16 protein-coding genes are annotated in these 19,821 nt (G+C 69.4%); 6 read left to right on the top strand and 10 right to left on the bottom strand.

What is annotated here, in order from left to right:
• Positions 1 to 49 precede the first annotated feature (49 nt).
• Positions 50 to 307: a hypothetical protein gene (locus HS104_34600; protein ID MBE7485086.1), complete on the bottom strand. Its 258-nt coding sequence runs from the start codon at positions 305 to 307 to the stop codon at positions 50 to 52.
• Between the two features lie 243 nt (positions 308 to 550).
• Between HS104_34600 and HS104_34595 the strand changes: the two genes are divergently transcribed.
• Complete coding sequence (locus HS104_34595; protein ID MBE7485085.1) at positions 551 to 1,246, top strand: hypothetical protein; 696 nt, start codon at positions 551 to 553, stop codon at positions 1,244 to 1,246.
• Between the two features lie 167 nt (positions 1,247 to 1,413).
• Here the strand turns inward: HS104_34595 and HS104_34590 are convergent, their stop codons facing one another.
• From HS104_34590 to HS104_34570, 5 genes are all read right to left on the bottom strand, one after another.
• Entirely contained in the window at positions 1,414 to 2,220 is an 807-nt protein-coding gene (locus HS104_34590; protein MBE7485084.1) for a hypothetical protein, read from the bottom strand.
• 427 nt (positions 2,221 to 2,647) lie between these two features.
• On the bottom strand, positions 2,648 to 3,604 hold the full coding sequence (locus HS104_34585; protein ID MBE7485083.1) for a hypothetical protein: 957 nt from the start codon (positions 3,602 to 3,604) through the stop codon (positions 2,648 to 2,650).
• 453 nt (positions 3,605 to 4,057) lie between these two features.
• A complete protein-coding gene (locus HS104_34580; GenBank protein MBE7485082.1) occupies positions 4,058 to 4,363 on the bottom strand; it encodes a hypothetical protein in 306 nt (101 codons plus the stop codon).
• Between the two features lie 76 nt (positions 4,364 to 4,439).
• Positions 4,440 to 5,360, bottom strand: coding sequence for a VWA domain-containing protein (locus HS104_34575; GenBank protein MBE7485081.1), 921 nt, complete (start codon positions 5,358 to 5,360; stop codon positions 4,440 to 4,442).
• Positions 5,361 to 5,767: 407 nt separating this feature from the next.
• On the bottom strand, positions 5,768 to 6,763 hold the full coding sequence (locus HS104_34570) for a hypothetical protein (protein MBE7485080.1): 996 nt from the start codon (positions 6,761 to 6,763) through the stop codon (positions 5,768 to 5,770).
• Between the two features lie 454 nt (positions 6,764 to 7,217).
• Here HS104_34570 and HS104_34565 point away from each other — a divergent pair, with 454 nt between their 5' ends.
• Both HS104_34565 and HS104_34560 read left to right on the top strand, forming a co-directional pair.
• Positions 7,218 to 8,162: a hypothetical protein gene (locus HS104_34565; protein MBE7485079.1), complete on the top strand. Its 945-nt coding sequence runs from the start codon at positions 7,218 to 7,220 to the stop codon at positions 8,160 to 8,162.
• On the top strand, positions 8,155 to 9,585 hold the full coding sequence (locus HS104_34560) for an MATE family efflux transporter (protein ID MBE7485078.1): 1,431 nt from the start codon (positions 8,155 to 8,157) through the stop codon (positions 9,583 to 9,585). Before HS104_34565 ends, HS104_34560 begins: the two co-directional genes overlap by 8 nt.
• On the opposite strand, the gene HS104_34555 is transcribed toward HS104_34560, so the two are convergent.
• Positions 9,586 to 11,199, bottom strand: coding sequence for a hypothetical protein (locus tag HS104_34555; GenBank protein ID MBE7485077.1), 1,614 nt, complete (start codon positions 11,197 to 11,199; stop codon positions 9,586 to 9,588). It abuts the gene before it with no gap.
• 69 nt (positions 11,200 to 11,268) lie between these two features.
• Here HS104_34555 and HS104_34550 point away from each other — a divergent pair, with 69 nt between their 5' ends.
• The 3 genes from HS104_34550 to HS104_34540 are packed head-to-tail and all read left to right on the top strand — an operon-like array spanning position 11,269 to position 15,333.
• Positions 11,269 to 13,341: a protein kinase gene (locus tag HS104_34550; protein ID MBE7485076.1), complete on the top strand. Its 2,073-nt coding sequence runs from the start codon at positions 11,269 to 11,271 to the stop codon at positions 13,339 to 13,341.
• Between the two features lie 52 nt (positions 13,342 to 13,393).
• Entirely contained in the window at positions 13,394 to 13,972 is a 579-nt protein-coding gene (locus HS104_34545) for a sigma-70 family RNA polymerase sigma factor (protein MBE7485075.1), read from the top strand.
• Positions 13,972 to 15,333: a FecR domain-containing protein gene (locus HS104_34540; GenBank protein ID MBE7485074.1), complete on the top strand. Its 1,362-nt coding sequence runs from the start codon at positions 13,972 to 13,974 to the stop codon at positions 15,331 to 15,333. The genes HS104_34545 and HS104_34540 overlap by 1 nt, the downstream gene beginning before the upstream one ends.
• A gap of 3 nt (positions 15,334 to 15,336) precedes the next feature.
• On the opposite strand, the gene HS104_34535 is transcribed toward HS104_34540, so the two are convergent.
• From HS104_34535 to HS104_34525, 3 genes are all read right to left on the bottom strand, one after another.
• Positions 15,337 to 16,575, bottom strand: coding sequence for a serine/threonine protein kinase (locus HS104_34535; GenBank protein MBE7485073.1), 1,239 nt, complete (start codon positions 16,573 to 16,575; stop codon positions 15,337 to 15,339).
• 72 nt (positions 16,576 to 16,647) lie between these two features.
• The gene (locus tag HS104_34530) at positions 16,648 to 18,075 is read right to left on the bottom strand and encodes a DUF1552 domain-containing protein (protein MBE7485072.1); all 1,428 of its coding nucleotides are present in this window, start codon (positions 18,073 to 18,075) and stop codon (positions 16,648 to 16,650) included.
• On the bottom strand, positions 18,072 to 19,769 hold the full coding sequence (locus tag HS104_34525) for a DUF1592 domain-containing protein (GenBank protein MBE7485071.1): 1,698 nt from the start codon (positions 19,767 to 19,769) through the stop codon (positions 18,072 to 18,074). The genes HS104_34530 and HS104_34525 overlap by 4 nt, the downstream gene beginning before the upstream one ends.
• Positions 19,770 to 19,821: the final 52 nt, after the last annotated feature.

Raw genomic sequence — 19,821 nt, 5'->3', positions numbered from 1 at the left:
AAGCTTCCCTCGTGCAAGGCACGGGAAACGCGCAGTTCGAGGTCCGTTTCTACCAGGACAGGGCCTGTGACGAAGAAACGCTGGACCGTCGAGCGCGGAACGGCGGCCGGCGATTTGGGTCCAAGAAGTGCCCCGAGTCGACCGCGGCAACTCGCAGAAAGCGCGCGAAGCCTTCCACGTTGCGCGTCAGCGCTTCGGCTTGCACCTCTTCCCTCGAGTAACTCGAGACGTAGGAGCGCAAGGTCTTCTTCCGCTCGAGCTCGTCGCGCGTCGCGTAGATGTCCGGCAGCGCCCTTGTGGAGAGCAAGCGCTACTCGTCGAGATCATCCCCGATCTCGCTCAGCGTGAGCGGTCCCAAACTGTAGGTGTTGACCCGGCCCGGCAGGAGGTTGGCTTGCTCCCGTCGGAGCTTCCGCGCGCTGGACCCAGTCAGGAAGAACCTCGGCGCCCGCGGGCGGTCGCGCCCTTGCCGGGGATCGCGAGCGCCGGATGACGTGGGAAGATCAGCACCCGGTTGATTTGCTGCGATTGTCGCGAGAGAGTCCGAGACGTGGCCCGAGGTGTGAGGCAGAGCAGCGCCAGTCGATGGAGCTCGGGGCTCTTGCTCGTGGCGCTCGCCTGCACCTCGGAGCGCCGGGTCAACCCACCACCGGAGGGCGAGTGGCTCGAGTGGGAGCCGAAGGAAGCGGCCCGAAGAGAGCCCGAACCCGAGGAGCAGCCGAAGCCGAAGGCCAAGAGCAAGGACGAGTCCGTCGAAGACCTGGACCAAGCACCCGCCAAGGCGAAGTCGGGAGCGCCGGCGGTCAAGTGCAACGGTCGCGATCTGACGCGCGAGGCCCTGTGCATCGCGCTCTCGGAGCTCGGCGCCAAGAGCTGCCCAGACAAGCTGCCGCGGCGCCCGGAGGCCAGGGAGGCCGGGGCGTTCGAGGCGCCGCCCAAAGGCGCCAAGCGCGATCCCTCGCTCGAAGCCAGCGTGAGGCAGTGCTGCTACGCCTGGTGCGCCAAGGTCCCGTCAGCCTCCCCCCCGGTCCCCTGCCAGAACGCGGAGCCGTTGTTCTGCTTCGAGGCCCCGACCTCGATCTCCCACGCGGCGCCGCCGCCGTTCGCCGAGTGCCCGATGGGCCTGAAGAAGACGCCCGCGAAAGGGCGCCGCAAGGCCACGCCGAACGCCGCGTTCAGCTCCAAGCGCACCAAGACCGAGCGCTCCAGCGAGCCCCGGGCCTGCTGCTACGAAGCATGCAAGTGAGGGCGCGCTGACATAGCGCGGGCAGCGCCCGCAACGACCGCCCGAGCGGCGTGGGACGTCTCGACCGGACCTCTGCCGGTCTTTTCCGGCGCATCGCTTCCCTCGCGTCGCTCCGAGTTGGGGCGCGTCGCATCGACGAACACCCGCGGCGAAAGGCGTGCAATCGGTCAAGTCCCGTCGGGCAAGCCGGGCGGCTCGGCGACGTACACGCATCCTGGCGTGGCCTTCAGCAGACGGACGTGGATCGCGTACGATGCCTGGTGATAAGTGAGCCAGGTCTCGCCGTTCCACTGGACGGCGGACATCTGGCGGATGTCGATGTCCCCCCACTTGGTCCCGTCGAGAAGCGCCACGGGCTTGCTCAGCTTGCCGCCCGCGAGATCTTGTCGATGAATGTTGGTCCCCGACCCCAGCAACAAGACCAACGAATCTGACAGCGGGAGCATCGCCATACTCACGATCCCGCCGCCAACGAATGGGTCGAGCAAGAGCGGTGGACCTTGCGGAGCGCCGTCCAGGTTCGTGCGCTGAACGGGGATGGCCAGCTCAGCACCTCCCGCTTTGGCCGAAAGCCACGCGCCCGTCGGGTCCGCCGCAACCGCCACGGGAGTCGTGCCACCCACGAAGACGTCTTCGATGTCGACCACCTTCGCGCCGCCCTCGGTTCCGGGCAGCCGGTCACCATCGCGGAGGTGCCCACTCAGCAAGACCGAGTACCCACCATCGAGGACATAGCTCCGCCCGCTCTCCGCGCTGGTAGCCGTCTTGTGCCCCAGCGGGCCGTAGCCGACGTTGACGGTCTCCCCGTAGCGCGTGAACGGGAGCAGCAACTCTCCTTCGGCGCTGACCCTCGCCACGAACAGGCTGAACTGCGGCGGGATGCCGTAGGCGTGCATCGCGAACGCTTCGCCATCCCAGGCGGCGTGCGTTTGGAAGCCCACGTCGTCTGCCGCGCTTGCGGTCGGGAGTTTCACGCGCGCGAAGGGCTCGCCCTCACCAGCTCGAAGCAAGGCTACCTCTTGACGCCAGATCCCTGCCTCTCGGAACCCGTATCCCACCGCGAGTGTTCCGTCGGGACTCGCGGCGACCGAGCTGATCTCGCCCTCGGGGAACAGGGCGCTGTCAGGCAGCAGCGCGTAGGTCTCATGCGATACGGCACCGTCAGGAGCGACGGTCGTGAAGTACGAGTTGCTCCGTCGCTTCCGAGGTATACTTGCCTGTCTTCCCTTCCGGCTGGAAGCGATACGCGACCCATGCGACGCTCAGGCCGCCGGGGCTGGAGAAGAGCGCGGCAGGGAGCGCGTCCGAAACCCAGTGCCAACGGCCAGGCTCACCAGCACCGCCGGTGTCAACACCAGATCGAAGCAACTCGGCGGCGCGCCGCCAGTTCCGCCATCGCCGTTACTGTCGGCCGATTCGCCGCAGCTCAGGCACGCGAGCGCGGTTGCGGTGCCGAGACACGCCCAACGTCTCACAGCGGCAGCCCCGCTCCTCGGCAAACTCGGCGAGCTCGAGCTCGAGGGCGAGCGCCTCCTGGAGTCGCTGGTTGGCGAGGTGAAGGGTCTTTGCCTTCAGCAGCGCGACACAGGTCAGCTTCAGCGTCTTCACCTTCACCAGTCTCGTGAGCACGTGCACCTCGTCCAGGTTCGCGCCTTTCGACTGGGACAGCCGCGCGAGGGAGGCCAACACGGCTTCGTCGAGCTTCAGCAGCGAGGCCACGATCTCTGCCTTGGCTGCAGCAAGATCGCCGGCATCGAGCTGGTCTTCGGCGCGTTCCTCGTCGGCGATCGCCCGATCGACGCGGCTGTCGAGCAAGCGGCGGAACCCGATCCTCACTACCTTGCTGACGTTTCCGGCGAGGTCGCGCGCTTGCACGTGGATCTCTCCTGCCGGGACGTCTGGTAGGCGGAGGTCCAAGTGGGCTACCGCCGGTTGCCACGCCACGCTGTCGATGGGCGTGCCGGCGAACGAGTAGCGCAGCTCGACCACGCCGGAGACCACGGTTCCGAGCTCGACGGTCAGGTGGACGTGGGTAGCCGAGCTGGGATCCTCGAGCTCGAGCTCCAGGCTCACGTCGCGGGTTCGAGACACTACCCGGCCGCTCGTGACGCGCACGACCGGCGGGACCGGATCGACGTTGGGCGTCGCGCACTCGACGTCCGACCAGCCGCTGATCACGGGTCCACGCTCGGCGCGCATGCGATAGCAGACGCGCTGACCGTTCGGCGCGGGGACCACCACGAACGGCGACTCTCCATCTCGAGCGCCAAGGACCGGAACGAAGGGGCCACGCTCGTCCCCGGCACGCTCGACGGTCAGGGCGGTCTCCGCCGCGCCCATGCCCGCGGGAAGGAACACCACCCGTTCCCTGCTCGTGGGTCAACGACCGGCGAGTCAATCGCGTCGTCGGACGGATCGCGCGGATCCTGCCCGCTGCGACCTCGGACCCATCCGCTTCACCGCCGCCGTCAGTGTCGCTGAGGGGCGGGTTCGTTGCGGCCTGGAACTCGCCGGCCGCTGTCAGGCCATCCCGGTCCACGTCCGAGTCCGCTTCCACCGCTGGCCCGTAGCGGAGCTGCCAGCGATCCGGGAGGCCGTCGGCGTCGAGATCCGGCAGCCGCGCCAGCACGAACGCCTGCTGCCGCTCTCGAACGACTCGAGCGTCGCCCGGCTCCACTGCGCAGGTGGCGAAGAGCCGAACCGCGTACATGCCCGGGAGGCTGGTCTGGTGGAACGGCACTCCGAAGATGCCATCTCCGACACGGCCATCTTCGTGCTTGCCGTCGTCGTGGAGACGCAGCGCGACACGCGTCACCTCGTCGGGAGCGTCACCGTCGCGTCGACGACACAGCGAGTGAGGGGCGCTTGGTCGATGACCACGGCGCGCAGCGCCACGTCCAAGCCCACCCATGCGGTGAGCTCACCCGCGCCGCCCGCGTCACCAAGAGGCAAGACGTCTGCCACGTCCACGGTCGCGAACATCTGCGCCTCGGAGTCGAGGCTGGCTTCGACCAGCACGTTCGGCTCCGACGTCTCTCCCCCGGTCGAGTGAAGGCCATCCGACCCTGCTTCCGGATCTGGGACACGGTAGGTCGCCGTGGATTCGGCGGCGTTCACCAGCAGTGGCACGTACTCGTTGCCTGACGGCGAGACGAGCTTGCCTTTGCGACCTCGGCCTCCGTCGAGACGACGGTCACCCGCAGCTCGTGCGCGCCAGCATCGACGGGAAAGACAACGGAGCCGCCCGCCAACCGCGCGCCGCGACACGACCCGCTCGAAACAGGAGCTGGTTCCGTAGGCCGAGAGCATCGCGTCGGAGACATCGAGGGTCGCGAGCGCGAGCGACGTCGGCGGATTCGGCGCGTACACCAGGGTACCGTCGGTGAGCCGCGCCAGGTGATCGAGCTCCGAGAGGTCGGCGTCCTGTCCGAAGGCGATGCTCGAAACGACGGGGAGCCGGAGGCCGGGCACTCCGCCGCGCGGCTTCCTGCCCAGGGGAGACTCGGCCACGGACCGTTGCCGTCGCCCGCGGGTGGTTGGGCTGCGAGGTGGTATGCAGCTGGATCGGCGGCGGCGGGTTCTTGCCGTCAGACAGCACGACGATCAGATGGCGGTCCGCGGTCAGCGTCGCGGGCGGGTCGTAGCGGAGCGCCAACAGGGACTGCGCCTCGAGCAGCCCGTCGCCGATGCTGGTCGCGCCAAATGCGGAGACCTTCCCGATCTCCGACTTGATCGCGGCCACGTTGCCGACCCCGACGAACTCCATGCCACTCGGCCCGATCGGCAGCGTGGTGGCGTCGTTCCCGTACGTGACGACGCCCGCGGAAGTGGTCGGGAATCCGCTCGCAGGGGCGAAGGAGTCGACCAGAACCTGTGCAGCGACCTTGGCCGCTTCGAGTCGATCGCCCAGCATGCTGCCGCTCCGGTCGAGGGCCAACACGACGGCCTCCGACCCGAGCCCGATCTTGATCGCTCCGGGCGCCGACGCCTTGGTGCCGTTGATGGATACCTGGAGGTCCAGATCGCTCGCGACTGCCGGGTAGAACGCCGCCGGCAGCGACGTGACCATCAGCACGTTCCCGCCCGTCAGCGAAACGGGTAGAAGTCCACCCACGGCTCCAGCTTGCAGCCCGTCGTGCCAGCCGCCGCGCAGTTGGGCACGCTGACGTCATAGTCCTCGGGGACACGTTCTGCAGCGGGATGGGGTGGTTCTCCGCATCGCGGTAGCTCAGCTTCACCAGGAACTTCTTGCGCGCGAACTTGTTGCCCGCGAACGCCGGAGTCGCCTGAACGGGATCGACGATGGCGAGCTGCTCCGAGACCGGGCCGAACGACCAGGTGAAGTTCGACGGACCCCAGCCGCCGCTGACCACCCGACGACTTCCTCCGTGCTCGCCCCGACCGTCACCGGGACGCCGAAGAAGAGCGAGCCGGTCGAGAGCTGCACCCTGGACACTCGCCGTCCGATCCGAGCTGACAAACCGGCTTGGGGACGAGCTGGGTGGACGACTGGCGGTCGATTCAGAAACACCCGGATGCGAGGCCCGTTGGACTCCGGGAGCACCTCCGCCGGAAGTAGAGCTTCTTGCCGACCCAACCCGGCGCAGGTCGCACCGACAGGAACGCGGCACCGCGCGCTCCGACGCCGGCCGGCTGAACGCTCGAGACGCCGGCACCCGCCGGGAGCTCCTTCTTCGTCGGCCCGGGCTGCCAGGTGTCGATGATTCGGAACGCTCGCGGCAAATTGTCGCAGGGGTCGTTGAGGGCAACGTCGCAGGTGTTGTTGGTGAGCTGCGGACCGATCACGAACGGCTTACCGTCCGAGAGCGGGATGGCGCTGTGGAACCCGTAGCCGTGCGTCCACTCGAAGCGCCAGCGCGGGTCGGTGTCCGTGTACTCCTTGAGCACCAGCGCGGTGTGGAAGTCGAACATGGCATCGCCGAGGCTCCGGCCCAGGAGACCGGTGAGCACCTTGTTGATGGCCGTGGGTGTCGAGAGCTTGGCGGAGGACTGCTCCGCGAAACCGAGGAACATCTGGCCGACCAGATCGATACCTTCGTCCGATGAGCGCTGGTCGAGCGTCGAGGTCTTGCGCTCGATTCCAGAGGGGGGTCCCGACGGATGAGGAGGCTGCCCCACCGTGTACGAGAACTGCTCCTGCAGGTACCGCCAGAACAGCGCCGACTCGTACTCGCGTTTCAGCATGTCCAGCGCGGGGATCGTGAACAGCTCGTCGCTGGTGTAAGGCCCCCGGGATTTCGGCTTCGTCTCCAGCTTCCCCGCCGAGACACAGGTACGGCGGACGTCCGTCGCCGGGTAGCCACTCGCGCCGGGGAAGCCGGCGAGGCAGAGGTTGTGCTCGACGGACGAGGTGAGCCCCTCGCTGATGAAGCCGTTGATGTGGACGTTGCTGGTCGGGACCTCTCGCCCCCACGCGACCTGCAGGGCGTGGAAGTACTCGTGGGTGCTGAGGTCCAGCGCGTCGATCGCCGCTCCCGGGAGGGACTGGTGCGGCAAGAGCCCCGGCTGGATGTTGCGGATGGCATCGACGTTGATACGGAACGCGCCCCAATCGAACTGTCCACCCGCCGGGTTCGGTCAGCGCGACGTTGATCTGCCCGAGAGCACGAGAAGGCGCGAGCGCCACCATCAGAACGATGACGGCGGCGAGGACCCATCGGCCATTCTGCGGCTCTGCGGCTCTGCGGCTCTGCGGCTCATGCATGGCTCCCTCCAGCGGATGCGCAAACGCGCCCCCATCGTTGTCGATTCTCCACGAAGTTCCGTCTTCGTCAATGTAAGTGTTCGCGCATCACTGCGGTCGCCTCTCAACCCACGACCGGAAGGCAAGCGCCTCAAACCTCCGGGCCGCACGCCGAACGCCGCATTCAGCTCCAAGCGCACCAAGACCGAGCGCTCCAGCGAGCCCCGGGCCTGCTGCTACGAAGCATGCAAGTGAGGGCGCGCTGACATACACTCCGCCCCCGTGGCTGCCCGGTTTCGCATCGGCACCGACGAGAACGGGCTGGGCGCGCGGCTCGGGCCGCTGGTGGTCACCGCCGTCCTGGCGGAGGTGGACGAGCGCGGCGAGCGCCTGCTCGGGCGCAAGCTGCCGAAGGCCATCGCCGAGCTGATCGGCGACAGCAAGGAGCGCATGTCGCACGCCGACGTCGCGCTGGGCGAGGCGTGGGCGCGGGCGCTCCACCCCGGGGCCACCGGACCGAATGCGCTGTTCGAGGAGCTCTCGCTGGAAGGGCAGTCGCGCTTGCGCGCGCCGTGCCCGTCTCACGTGGAGAGCCAGTGTTGGGCCTTCGAGAGCGAAGCGTTCGTCGCCGACGCCGAGCTCGTGTCGAGCGCGTCACGAGTGCTGGGTCAGCTCGAACGTCGGGGCGTGAAGCTGATCTCGGCGAAGAGCAGCGTCATCTGCACGGAGCGGCTGAACGTGGCCAAAGACGCGGGCAAGAACCGCTTCCACTGCGACCTGCACGCGATGGAGGAGCTCGTTCTGGCCCACCGAGAGCGCGCCGGCGCCGACGTGTTCGCGGTGTGCGGCAAGGTCGGCGGCATGGGCGACTACTCCCGCTTCTTCGGCCCCCTCGCGGGCTACCTGCACGTGGTGCTCGAGCAGGAGCGCGCGCGCAGCGCCTATCGCTTCCCAGGCGTCGGAGAGCTCCACTTCGTGCAGGACGCTGACGCCCACGATCCGCTGGTCATGCTCGCGTCGCTCCTCGGCAAGTGGGTGCGCGAGCTGCTCATGGCGCGGGTGTCGCGCTGGTACGGCCTCGGGCGGGAAGCAGCCCCGAGCGGCTACCACGACCCGGTCACCACGCGTTTCGTCGAAGAGACGGCGCTCCTGCGCAAACGACGGCGAGTCCCCGACACCTGCTTCGAGCGAGCCAGGACTTGCGATGACTGACGGTGGCGAGCGCATCCGGAAAGGGGCCATCCCCTTCGAGGTCGCGCGCTTCGGCGCGCCTCTGGCGCTGGGCATGGGACTCCAGGTCACGTTCAACCTGGTGGACGCCTACCTGATCTCGCGCTTGCCGCACGAGACCGCCGGCCCAGCCCTGGGCGCCATCGGGATCTGCGATCAGCTCGCTGCGCTCGGCACCATCGTGAGCTACGGGCTGAGCGTCGCCACCGGCGCGATCGTCAGCCGCAGGCAAGGCGCAGGCGACGTGGCCGGCGTACGCGCCGCGGCGTGGCAGTCGCTGCTCCTGGTGCTCGGCCTGAGCCTGGCGTTCGCGCTCGCCGGAGTGCTCGGCGCGCGCTTCCTCTTGGCCGACGTCGTGGGCGCGAAGGGGCGCGTAGCGGAGCTGGGAGCCGAGTACCTGAGCGTGATGCTCGGGGGGAGCTTCACCATCTTCCTGCTCTTGCACCTGACCACGCTGCAACGCGCGCTCGGCAGCAGCAAGACTCCGGCCTCGCTCCTGGTGGCTGCCAACGTCCTGAACTTCCTGTTCGCGGTGCTCCTGGTCTACGGCCCGGGCGAGGCGCCCGCCGTGTTCAGCTGGGGCCCGCCCATCGCGCGCGCGCTGGGCCTGCCGCGCTTGGAGCTGATGGGCGCCGCCTGGGCGACCGTGCTCGCCCGCGTCGTGGTGCTGATCCCGCTCTGGTTGATCCTGACCCGCCGCTTCGGTCTGTTCGGCAAAGACTCCCGAGCTCGGCCGGACTTGCCCGCGATGAGCTCGCTGTGGAGGGTGGGTTGGCCCTCGAGCACTCAGCTGGTCGTGCGCATCGCGGCCATGCTGGTCATGCACTCGCTGGTGGCCAGGGCGTACACGACCTCCAGCGATCAGTCCGCCACCACCGCCCTCGGCATCGTATTCCGGCTCGAGACAATGGCGCTGTTCGTCGGCCTGGGCTGGGGCAGCGCGGCGCAGACCTTCGTCGGCCAGAACCTTGGCGCGGGCACTCCGGAGCGCGCCCGGCAGAGCGGCTGGTACGCCGCGCTCTACAACGCCACCATGATGGCGCTGCTCGCCCTCGCCTATCGCGCGTTCGGCCACGACATCATCGCCTTCTTCGATCGCGACGCGCGGGTCATCGACGTCGGACAGAGCTACGTCGCCGCCGTCGGGTTCAGCTACGTCGGGCTCGGGATCGGCATCGTGCTCGGAGCTGCCATCCAGGGAGCGGGAGCGACCAAGCAGACCCTGGGCCTCGACAGCGCCGTCGTCTTCGCCTTCCAGCTGCCCGCGGCGTGGCTCGTCGTGTTCGGCCTGGGCCTTCCGCTCGCTCGCTTGTGGCAGGTCATCGCCTGGACCTACGTGGCCTTCGCGGCGGTCTACGTGCTGAGCTACCGTCGGGGTCGGTTCTTGGAGACCGCGGCGCTCTGATCACATGCCGTGGCCGGGGCCGATGATGCGCGGCCAGGCGTGCTCCACTTTCCAGTCGCTCCCGACGTGCGGCGGGTGGTGACACTCCGTGGCGCAGAAGGTCTTGGCGGGCGCCCGGATGATCAGGCTCTTGTCGTTGGGCGAGTCCGCGTGACGAGAGCTCGGGCCGTGGCACACCTCGCACTGGATGTTCTTCAGGCCCTCGACGTGCGTGACCGTGGAGCCGCCCGGCTTGTCGTAGCCGGTCACGTGACAGCCGACGCAATCCAGATTGAACTGCTTGTCCTGGCGCTCGAGCGGCGCGTAGGCCGTCGCGTGGGGCGTGCTCGACCAGAACTTGTGCTCTTCGCCATGGCAGTTGACGCACTTTTCGGCGCCCAGGTAGCCGCTCTTGCCCTCCGCCACCGGCGCCGGTCTGCGATCGGCGAACGCCGTCTTGTTGTGGTCGTTCACCCGCTTGTAGTAGGCCTTCAGGCGCGCGGCCACGGCGGCGTCTTCACCGAGGCTCTCGCGAACCTCCGCGAGCTCGTAGCGGAAGAAGCTGCCCTCTGCCGGCACCTCGGGAGCCTTGTGCTGCTCGAGCTCGCGCCGCAGGGCCTCGCGGTCCTTGCGCCGCGCGGCGAGATCCTCTGCACGCACCGCGCTGCCCGGCTTCTCCGCCTCGGCGATCAGGCGGTCCAGATCTCCGAGGCGCCGGCGAAGATTGTCGCGCTTCTCCGCCTCCGCCAGGCCCGAGCCGTCCTTGAAGCGAACATCGTCACCGCGCACGAACAGGTCCACGATGGCCACGCCTTGCAGGTGGTTCGGCGTCTGCACGACCAGCGTCTCGCCCAGCACCGCGGGCGGCACGGGGCCGTCGTTGACCTCGCCGCGGTCCACGGGCTTACCGACCACCAGCAGCTGGAATCCGCCCACCGTCTCGATGAGCCGCAGCGCCTCGCCGCGTGGCATGGCGACCAGCGCGATGCGGATCTGCGCGCCCTGCGCGTCCAGCGACTTCCTGGCCTCCTCGAGCGCCGTCTTCGCGTCCATGACCTCGACACCCGCGGGCGCGACACCGGACTGCAAGGGGAGCGATACGCCGACGATGCCGACCTTGTGGCCGCCGGCTTCGACGACCTTCACGCTCTGGGCGCCTCCGCTCTGGCCGGCCAGGTTCGCAGCGAGCAGTGCCGCGCCCGCAGTGCGGCGCAGGCGGTCGAGCTCGGCCGCGCCGGCGGCCCAGTCGTTGGCGCCGGGCGCCCAAGCGCTGAGCCCCATGTCCCTGAGCGACTCCGCGATGGCCTCGGCCTTCCACATGGTCTGCGTGCGCTGGTCGTCCTTCAACGCGGGGTCGATGAACAGCGTCGGGCCCGCGCCGACGAAGAGCGTCGACGAGGCCGAGTCGCGCTTCGCCCGGGTCAACGCGGCGGCGTGATCGATGCCGCCCAGCATGTCCTTCACGCAGCCGCAGGGCTCCAGCGCGCCGGCGAGGCTGGTCACCACGAACACGCGCAAGGTCGGTGTCGTTGGCGGCCCGGACGGCGCCGCGGGGGCGCGCTTGCAGCTCGTCGTCGCGAAGTGAGTCACTGCCGCGAGCGCGATGGGAGCCAGCAGTGCGAAAAGACGCGACACAGGGGCGATCTCTAGCGCAAAACACGGGTGGCGCCCAAGGCCTGGGAGACCGCATAATGGCTCGCGAGCATGAGCGGGGACGCCCGAGAGCCTGCCACGCCGTTCGGCCCCTTCGTGCTCGAGCGGCGCATCGCCGTCGGGGGCAGCGCGGAGGTGTTCCTGGCGCGTCCGAAGACGGGCCTCTTGCCGGCACCCAAGCTGGTGGTGAAGCGCCTGCTCGCGGGGCGGAACGAGAGCCAGTTCGACGTGCTGGACCACGAAGCCGAGCTCAATCGCGCCATCTCCCACCAGAACGTGGTCACGGTGTTCGGCGCCGGCATGGTTGGCAACGAGCCCTATCTGGCCATGGAGTACGTCGAGGGCGTCGATCTGTATCGCCTGCTCCGGCACGCCGAGAGCGAGCAGCGACGCCTCCCGCTCGGCGTTTCGGTCTACATCACGCGCTGCCTGGCGGCGGCGCTGTCCGCGGTCCACGCCGCTCAGAACGCCGACGGCATCCCCTTGGGCATCGTGCACCGGGACGTGACTCCGTCGAACGTGTACCTGTCGATCGACGGCGAGGTGAAGCTCGGCGATTTCGGCATCGCGCGGGTGAGCGAGCAGGTCCGCCCGCCGTCGGGCGATCCGGGCCTGAAGGGCAAGTTCGGCTACCTGGCGCCGGAGCAGATCGCCGGCGAGCCCTTCGACCATCGAGCGGACTTGTTCGCGCTGGCGGCCATCCTGGGCGAGATGCTACTCGGCGAGCGCGTCTTCCCGGGCAGCGGGCAGCTGGCGGTGCTGCTCGCCATCCGCGACGCGAACATCGAGCCGCTCCGCAGCCAGTCGGCGCTGATGCCCCCCGGGCTGTTCGCGGTCTGCGAGCGCGCGCTGGCGCGCGCGCCCTCGGATCGCTTCGCGACGGGGGACGAGCTCGCCGAAGCGCTCGGGCCCTATGAGCTCCCCAGCGCGAAGGAACTCCGCTTCGAGCTCGCCAACCTGGTCCGCGAGGCGGGTGACTCGAAGCGGCTCGCGCGCCAGATCAAGGACAGCGTCGATCGCATGCGCGCCGTCGCGCGCCGGGCCACGCCCAGCCCGGAGAAGATGCCCGAGTCCGTTCCCCCGGTTCCGGTCTCCGGGCGGCGCACCCCGCCCATTGCCCCGCGCCTGGGCGCAGCGCCCGCTCGCCCAGCCCAAAACGTCGAGGTGTCGCGGGTCCGGCGCACCGACGGACGCGTGCTCGAGGCCCTGAGCCTGCCGCGCCTCTTGGAGCTGGTCGCGACCGGCGAGCTGATGGGAGACGACGAGGTCGCATTCGGCGACGGTCCCTTCTGCAGGATCCGCGAGCACGTCGAGCTGGCGCGCCACCTCTTGCCCTCGACCACGCAGACCACGCGCGACCTGCACGCTCCCGGCACGCCGGACTACCGCGCGTTGCTCGGCGACACTCCGATGATGGAGGTCCTGGCACAGATGCGCCGCGAGCGCGAGACGGGCGCGCTGTTCGTCGAGCGCGCCGACCGCACGGGCGCCCCGCAACGCAAGGAGCTCTACCTCCGCGCGGGTCGCCTGCACCACGTCGCCTCCACCGATCGGAGCGAGTTGCTCGGCGAGTACCTGGTCCGCCGGCGAGCGATCAGCCGGGAGCAGCTCGACACCGCCCTCGGCTCGCTGTCACGCTTCGGCGGGCGCCTCGGCGACACCGTCGTCGGCCTGGGCTACGTCGAGGCCGTCGACGTGTTCCGAGCCATCCGCGACCAGGGACGCGACCGCGTGGCGGCGCTCTGCGGCTGGAAGCGGGGGTCGGCGGTGTTCTACCGGGGCACGGATCCTGGGCACGTGGAGTTCCCGCTCGATCTCGACCTGGCGAGCCCGATCATGGCCGGCGCCATCGTGCAGGCGGGGGGGGAGCCGCGCGCGCTCTTGCCGATTGCCGAGACCCCGCTGGCGCCAGGGCCCCGGCACTACACCGCCTTCGATCCCATCGAGGTCGGCACCGTCCCCGTCTCACTGCGCATGGTACCGGCGCTGGCGGCCGACCGCGTGACGGTCGGCCAGGCGCTCTCGCGCATCACCGCGCCCCGCCCGGCCGAGCGCGCGGTCGGCGACAAGGAGGCCCAGGCGGCCCTGGTCGCAGCGAAGGTGCTCGGCTGGGCCGATTACTGAGGGCCGGAACCTTTCCCGCCCCGGCTCGTGGAACGGCGGGATGATGGCGGCCATGGCTCTCTCGGGCGAGGCAGCGCCGGCGGTGCCAGGGCGCGAGCTCGATCCGGCCACGCTGGCCCGAGCGCGGAACGGGGACCCGATCGCCTTCCGCGCCTTCGTGGTGCGCTACGAGCGCCCGGTCTTCGCGCTGCTCTCCCGGCTCATGGGCCGCGGCCGGGAGGTCGAAGATCTCGCCCAGGAGACCTTCCTCCGGGCCTTCCGTGCCCTGCCGGGCTTCGACCCGGACGGTCCGGCGCGGGTCTCGACCTGGCTGCTCACCATCGCGACCCGGCTGGCCCTCGACGCCAGGAAGAAGAGGCGACCCGAGCCGGTGGTCCCCGACGTCGCCAGCGACACGAGCTCGCCGGAGCGTCTGGCGCGCCAGCTAGAGCTCCGAGCTGCTCTGGCGCGGGCCATCGAAGCGCTGCCCGACGATCAGCGCGCGGCCTTCGTGCTGGCGGAGTTCCACGACTTTTCGCTGAAAGACATCGCCGAGGCGCTGGGCGCTCCGGTCGGGACGATCAAGACCCGCGTGTTTCGCGCGCGCGAGAAGCTCCAAGGAGCCCTCGCGGATTTCAAGGAGGACCGCTGATGGACCGCGACCGCTTGGAGGAGGCCTGGCCCGTCGACGAGCCGCCGCAGGGATTCGCGGAGCGCGTCGTCGAGCGCGCGCTCGAGGAGCGGGCCCCGCGGCGCCGCCGCGGCCCGACCCTGGCCGTCGCCAGCGTGCTCGTCGCGGCAGCGGCGGCGGTGCTGCTCTGGTTCTCGATGCGCCCGGTGAGCAGCGGCGGCCACCTGGCCCGCGAGCGCACCGAGCTCCGGCTCGGCAACGAGGCCACGGCCGTATTGGAGGCCGGCGCCAAGATCGACTGGCGCGGGCGTGAAATCAGCCAGGCCGCCGGCGAAGTGTTCTACCGCGTGGAACCCGGCGGCCCGTTCGTCGTGAAAACCCCTGCAGGCGACGTCAGCGTCCTGGGCACCTGTTTCCGGGTGCGCGTGGGCACGGCGGCCCCGAAGGGAGAGCACGAGATGAAGCGCAGGGACTTGGCGGTGGCGGCGGGCAGCGCAGCGCTCGCGGCGGTGGCGGTGGTGACGGTGTACGAAGGCAAGGTGCAGCTCTCCCACGCCGGGGAGCGCGTCGGGCTCTCTGCGGGGGAGGCCGGCAAGCTCGGACCCGGGGCCAAGAAGGTGAGCCCGGAGGAGCTGGCCGACGCCGAAGAGAGCCTCGAGGGCTCGGCGGGCGGAGCGCTGGCGACCGCCAACGAGAACCTGGCGCGCGACATCTCCGAGCTGAACCGGCGCCTGAAGGGCATCGAGAAGGAGAAGACGAAGCTGGAGGAGCAGCTCTCGAGCGCCGAGCGCGAGCTGGCCAAGCGCACCGACGGCGGCGCGGCCCGCGGTCGCCACGAGTTCGATCTGGACCAGCAAGACTGGAGCGAGCTCGCCAAGGACGGCACCATCAAATACCGCCATCCGTGCTTCAAGCCGGACGGCTGGAAGCCCGGTCCGGAGCGGCTGGAGGAGCTGGGGCTCGCGCCCGACGACGTCGAGCCCATCGACGCCGCCTACAAGCGCTCCTACGAGCGCATCTGGAAGACCATTCGGCCGCTTTGCGCCAAGGCCATCGGCAACGCCGACGTGGTGGACGTGTTGGGACCGGACACCTGCACGCACGTGGTAGTGGACGCGATGCGAAAGCAAGAGGGCGCCAGCGTGAGCGAGGCGATGCGACTCGTCTCCGAGATCCGCGCCGGCCAGAAGCCGCCCCCCGTCCCGGGCAAGGAACAACACGCCGTGTTCGACCTGTTCTGGGGCCTGACCGGGGAGATGGGCGCCTTCGAGGCGGATCTCGCGCAGACCTTCGGCCCGGAGGAGGCCAAGCGCCTCGCCTACTCGAAGGCGCTGTGTGCCGGGCACAGCACGTTCGGTGGCCCGGGCCCGCGCGAGAAGTAGTCGCTACTTGGACTCTTTCTTCGAGTCCTCGAACACCGGCCCGCCCGGGTCGGTGGACTTCATCACGCCGGAGTCCACGAGCATGCTCTCGGTGACGACCTCTGCGCTGGCGATCATGCTGTCGGTGACCACGTCCGCGTCGGGGTTGCCGGAGATCAGCGTGGGCTCCGGCGACACCTTGGGCTTCTGGGGCGAGACCAGCGGGATCGCCTCCTCGAAGCTGACGTCGATGGAGTGAGCGCCGGCGTCGGCCGGCTGCTCCGAGATCAGGGTCACGCTGGCGAGCCCGCCGATGCGCCGCTCCGGATCGGTGGACGGACCATCCGCCCAGGAGGGCTTGGTGCTGATGCCTTCGTCGCTGACCGGTCCGCTCATCATGGCCTGGTAAGCAGCGCGCGTCGCCCGTTGCATCAGCCGCGCGGTCTGGAAGCGCTGCTCCTTGTCGAACGCCAGCGCGGTGTCCACCAGCCCGACGACGTGCCTGGCCAGATCGGGGAGCGCCGCCGCGATGCTGGGCGCCGGCTTGGTCGCTGCCGCGACCAACCGCTTCACGCTGGTCGACTCCTCGTGCACGTAACGACCGGTGAGCGAGGTGTAGGCGATGGCGCCGACGGACCAGATGTCCGTGCGCCAGTCCACCAGGTCGTTCTGACCTCTGGCCTGCTCCGGCGCGATGAAGCTCGGCGTGCCGAGCACGAGCCCGTCGCGAGTCGGATCCACGGAGAAGGACTCGCGACGCATCCGGGCGAGGCCGAAGTCGAGCACCTTGATCGGACCGTCGCGGGTCAAGAACACGTTCGCGGGCTTGATGTCGCGGTGCACGATGCCCTTCTCGTGAGCGGCAGCGAGCACGTCGAGCACCTGGTCCACCACGTAGAGCGCCTCTTCCGGGGGCAAGGCGCCGACCTCCTCGATGCGCTCCTGGAGGGTGACCCCCTTCAGGAGCTCCATCACAAGGAACGGCGCGCCGTCCTCGGCCTTGTCGTCGTCGAGCACGGCCACGGCCCCCGGGTGCTCGACGGCGTTGGCCACGTAGCCCTCGCGCAGGAAGCGCTGACAGATGTCGGAGCTCGCCGCGAACTTCCCGTGCAAGATCTTGATGGCGACGCGCCGTCCGTTGCGGTGCGTCCCCACGTAGACCGCGGCCATGCCGCCGACGTCGAGCAGACCGTCCAGGGTGTACCTCTGCCGGAGCACGGTCCCCACCCGCTCCTTCAGGCTCTCGCGGTCGATCTCCGACATCCCTGAGCCTCAATCGGTGGCCCCGAGCGGCGCACCTGTCAAGCCGAATCCCGGGATGCGCGAAAAAGCCTCCTAGGCGATCAAGGCGGGGAGCACACCGCGCGGGAGCGCGGGGTCGCCGAAGTCGTCGATCAGGTCGCCGCTCTGCTTGCGCAGGCCCGCAGCGCTGCCGATGGTGCCGAGCATCCGCGCGTGGTTCAAGCTCTTCGGGTCGCTGTCGGCCTCGAGGTACTGGCCCTGCTTCAGGAATCCGCCCGCGCTGCCGGCCAGCACGAAGGGCACGTTCGTCGCGCCGTGAGACGGACCAGCGGAGTTGTCGTTGTACCAGACCGCGACTCCGTGGTGCAGGAGCGGCTTGCCGCTCGGCATGTCGTACGCACTCAGCCGGTCGAGCAGGTACTTGAAGAGCTGCGCGAAGTGACGGTCGACCTTGCTGTGCAGCAGATCCGAGCCGTCGATGACGGTCCCGCTCGAGTCGTGGGATTTGCGCCGATGCGAGATGTAGTGGAAGTTGTCCGCCATCAGCCCACCGCTGTCCGGGTCGGGATAGCGCGTGCTGCCGTCGTTGCCGCTGCCGATCTGAATGGCGACCGAGCGCGTGTAGCCGCAGGCGAGCGCCAGCGCGGCGATGTCGATGTGCAGGCGGGCGGTCGACAGCACCTCGTTGCCGTCTGCGCTGTCGTAGCCGGCGGACTCACCCTGGAGCAGGAGCTCCTTGTCCTTGGTCAGGCGGCAGGTGAGCGCGACCTCCAGGTCGCGCACGCTGTCGAAGTGCAGTTGCAGGCGCTGCTTGTCGTTCGACGACAGCTCCGGCCGGGCCATGAGGCTCTGGAGCTGGCCGCGCACCAGGTCGTTCACGCTCTTCTGCCGCCCGACGATCTCGGCGCGGGCCTCCGGCGACAGGCTGGTGTCTCCGCCGACGATGGTCTGGTAGGCGGTCCACGGGTTGTGCAGCGCGGAACGCCGCTGCGCCGGGCCGCGGTAGGAGATGCACGGACCGCCGAGCCAGCCGCCGCTCTTGCCGGAGTACAGGAACAGCGAGTCGCGGCCGCCCGGGTTCAGCTCGCGCCCGATGCGGTGGTCGATGCTCTCGCCGGCCGCTTCGGAGTCGCCGGCTGCCCCGTCGACCGTCGGCCCGCGTGCGGTCAAACCCTGAAGCGCTCCACGGGCATGACCGTCGCCGAAGTCGTAGCCCTTCATGTTGACGTTCTTGACCACCAGCAATCGGTCCAGATACGGCTCGAGCTCCTCGAGCGCGCGACCGCTCACGTTCTCCGCCGTGAGCGCCCCGAGGTTCTTGGGCCAGAAGCGCTCGGGCTCCGCGCCCAGGACACCGCTCGACGTCGCGGCCGCGACTCCGTTCGCCTGGCGCAGGAAGATGGCGAACGGCAGCACCTCGTTGGCCGCCTTGGCCTCCCGACCGCCCAGCGACTCGAGGACCGGGAGCGTGAGGGCGACGCCGCCCAGACCCTTCAGCAGAAGTCGGCGCGAGATCTTCATGGGAGCTCCTCCTTGCTGCGATTCATGAACGCTCGGCTGACGGTCAGCTTCGCGATGACGTCCTTGATGCTGCCACCGCTGCGGCTGAGCTCGCCGACGTCTCGAATCGTCTTCTGATCGCCCACCGTGCGCTTGCGCCCGAAGGCGTACTCGAGCCAGTGTTTCGCGTAGCACTCGTGCACGCCTGGGCTGGCCGCCAGCTTCTCGGCCAGCTCGACGGCGCCGGAGACGGACGTGGGGATCTCGTCGATCAGCGGCGAGGCGGACGAGTCGACGGGGTGGCCGTTGTCTTGGTCGCGCCACGCCCCCACCGCGTCGTAGCTCTCGAAGGCGAACCCGAACGGGTTGATGTGGTCCTTGTGACAACCAGCACAGACGCTGCCCTCCTTCTCGGTGTAGGACGCGACGTTCTCGCGGTTGGTGGTGCCCTCGGCCGCCGCCGGCAGCGGCTCGACCGCCTCGGGCGGCGCGCTGACCGGCAGGCAGGCGATGCGCCGCGCCAGGTAGGCCCCCCGGTGAATCGGATCGGGATCGGCGGAGGTGGCGTTGGCGGCCAAGAAGCCGATCTGGGTGAAGATCCCGCGGCGCTTCTTGGGGTCGAGCTCCACCTTCTGGAAGCTCGGGCCGAAGCCGCCGCTGAGGCCGTAGATCTGGGCCAGGTCGGCGTTCACGAACGTCGTCGTCGAGGTCAGGAGCTCGCGGAAGCCTCCACCCTGCGCGAATTGGTCGCGCACGAAGCGCTCGTTCTCCTCGATCGCCGCGGCGGCGAGCTCCGTCGAGACGTCCGGGAAGAGCGCTGGCAGCGGCTTGATGCTCTCGATCTTGTCCCCGTCGAACAGCGCGTGGTGGAACGCGGCGATCACGTTTGCCGCGCGCGGATCGTCGAGCAGCCGGCGCGCCTGCGCCTCGACGTTGGCGACGCTCGACAGCTCGCCGGCGGCTGCCGCGGCGAACAGCTTCGCATCCGGCATGGTGTCGAGGAGCGTGTACGAGAGCCGGCTGGCCATCTCGTAGCCGTCCAGCGGCACGACGCCGTTCACCACCTTCGTGCTCGACTCGATGCGGTACAAGAAGAACGGCGACTGCAAGAGCGCCTGCAGCACCAGTCGCACGCCGGCCTCGAGCGCCGGTACTCCAGAAAAGAGCGCCGCAGCGCCCTGGTAGACCTCGAACAGCTCGTCCTTCTCGGCCTGCGCGAGCGGTCGTCGATAGGCCCGGCTGCCGAGCTCGTCGATCAACGTGCGAGCCCTCTGATCGGGATCACCGGTGTCTGGAGGAAGGAGCTTCGCGAACAGCGCCGCGTCGCCCACGACCAGCTCCACCACCGCGTCGGCCCCGCGCTGATAGGCGCCCCAGAGTGCCTGGTCGACGCTCAGCGACTGAGCGTCGTTGTCGAAAAGGTAGCCCGCGGTCTTCGGGTCTTGCGGCAGCTCGGCCTCGATGGGCGTCGAGGCCGGGATGCCGAACAGATCCCGTACGCTGTTCTGCCACTGCTGGTGGGTCAGCCGCGACACGCGGGCCGCGGGCGCGACGGCGTCTTGGTCCTTGCTGGCGGGCGTGCCGCCGGGCCCGACCTCGCCGTCCCGCGCTCCGGGCTCGGTGATGGTGCCTGTGCAACCTGCGTACAACCCCGTCGCCAGGGACACGGCCAGCGCCAGGACGGCCTTCGCGCTCCGCTTGGTCTTTCTCGCCATTTCGGGCCCTCCGGGGTCACGGCACAGGCCGACAAAACGCGGCCCAGCTTTG

It is taken from the genome of Polyangiaceae bacterium (assembly GCA_015075635.1).
GTDB lineage: Bacteria > Myxococcota_A > Polyangia > Polyangiales > Polyangiaceae > JADJKB01.
Note: the sequence above shows the minus strand (reverse complement) of the source record. Positions and strands in the feature narration are given on the sequence as shown.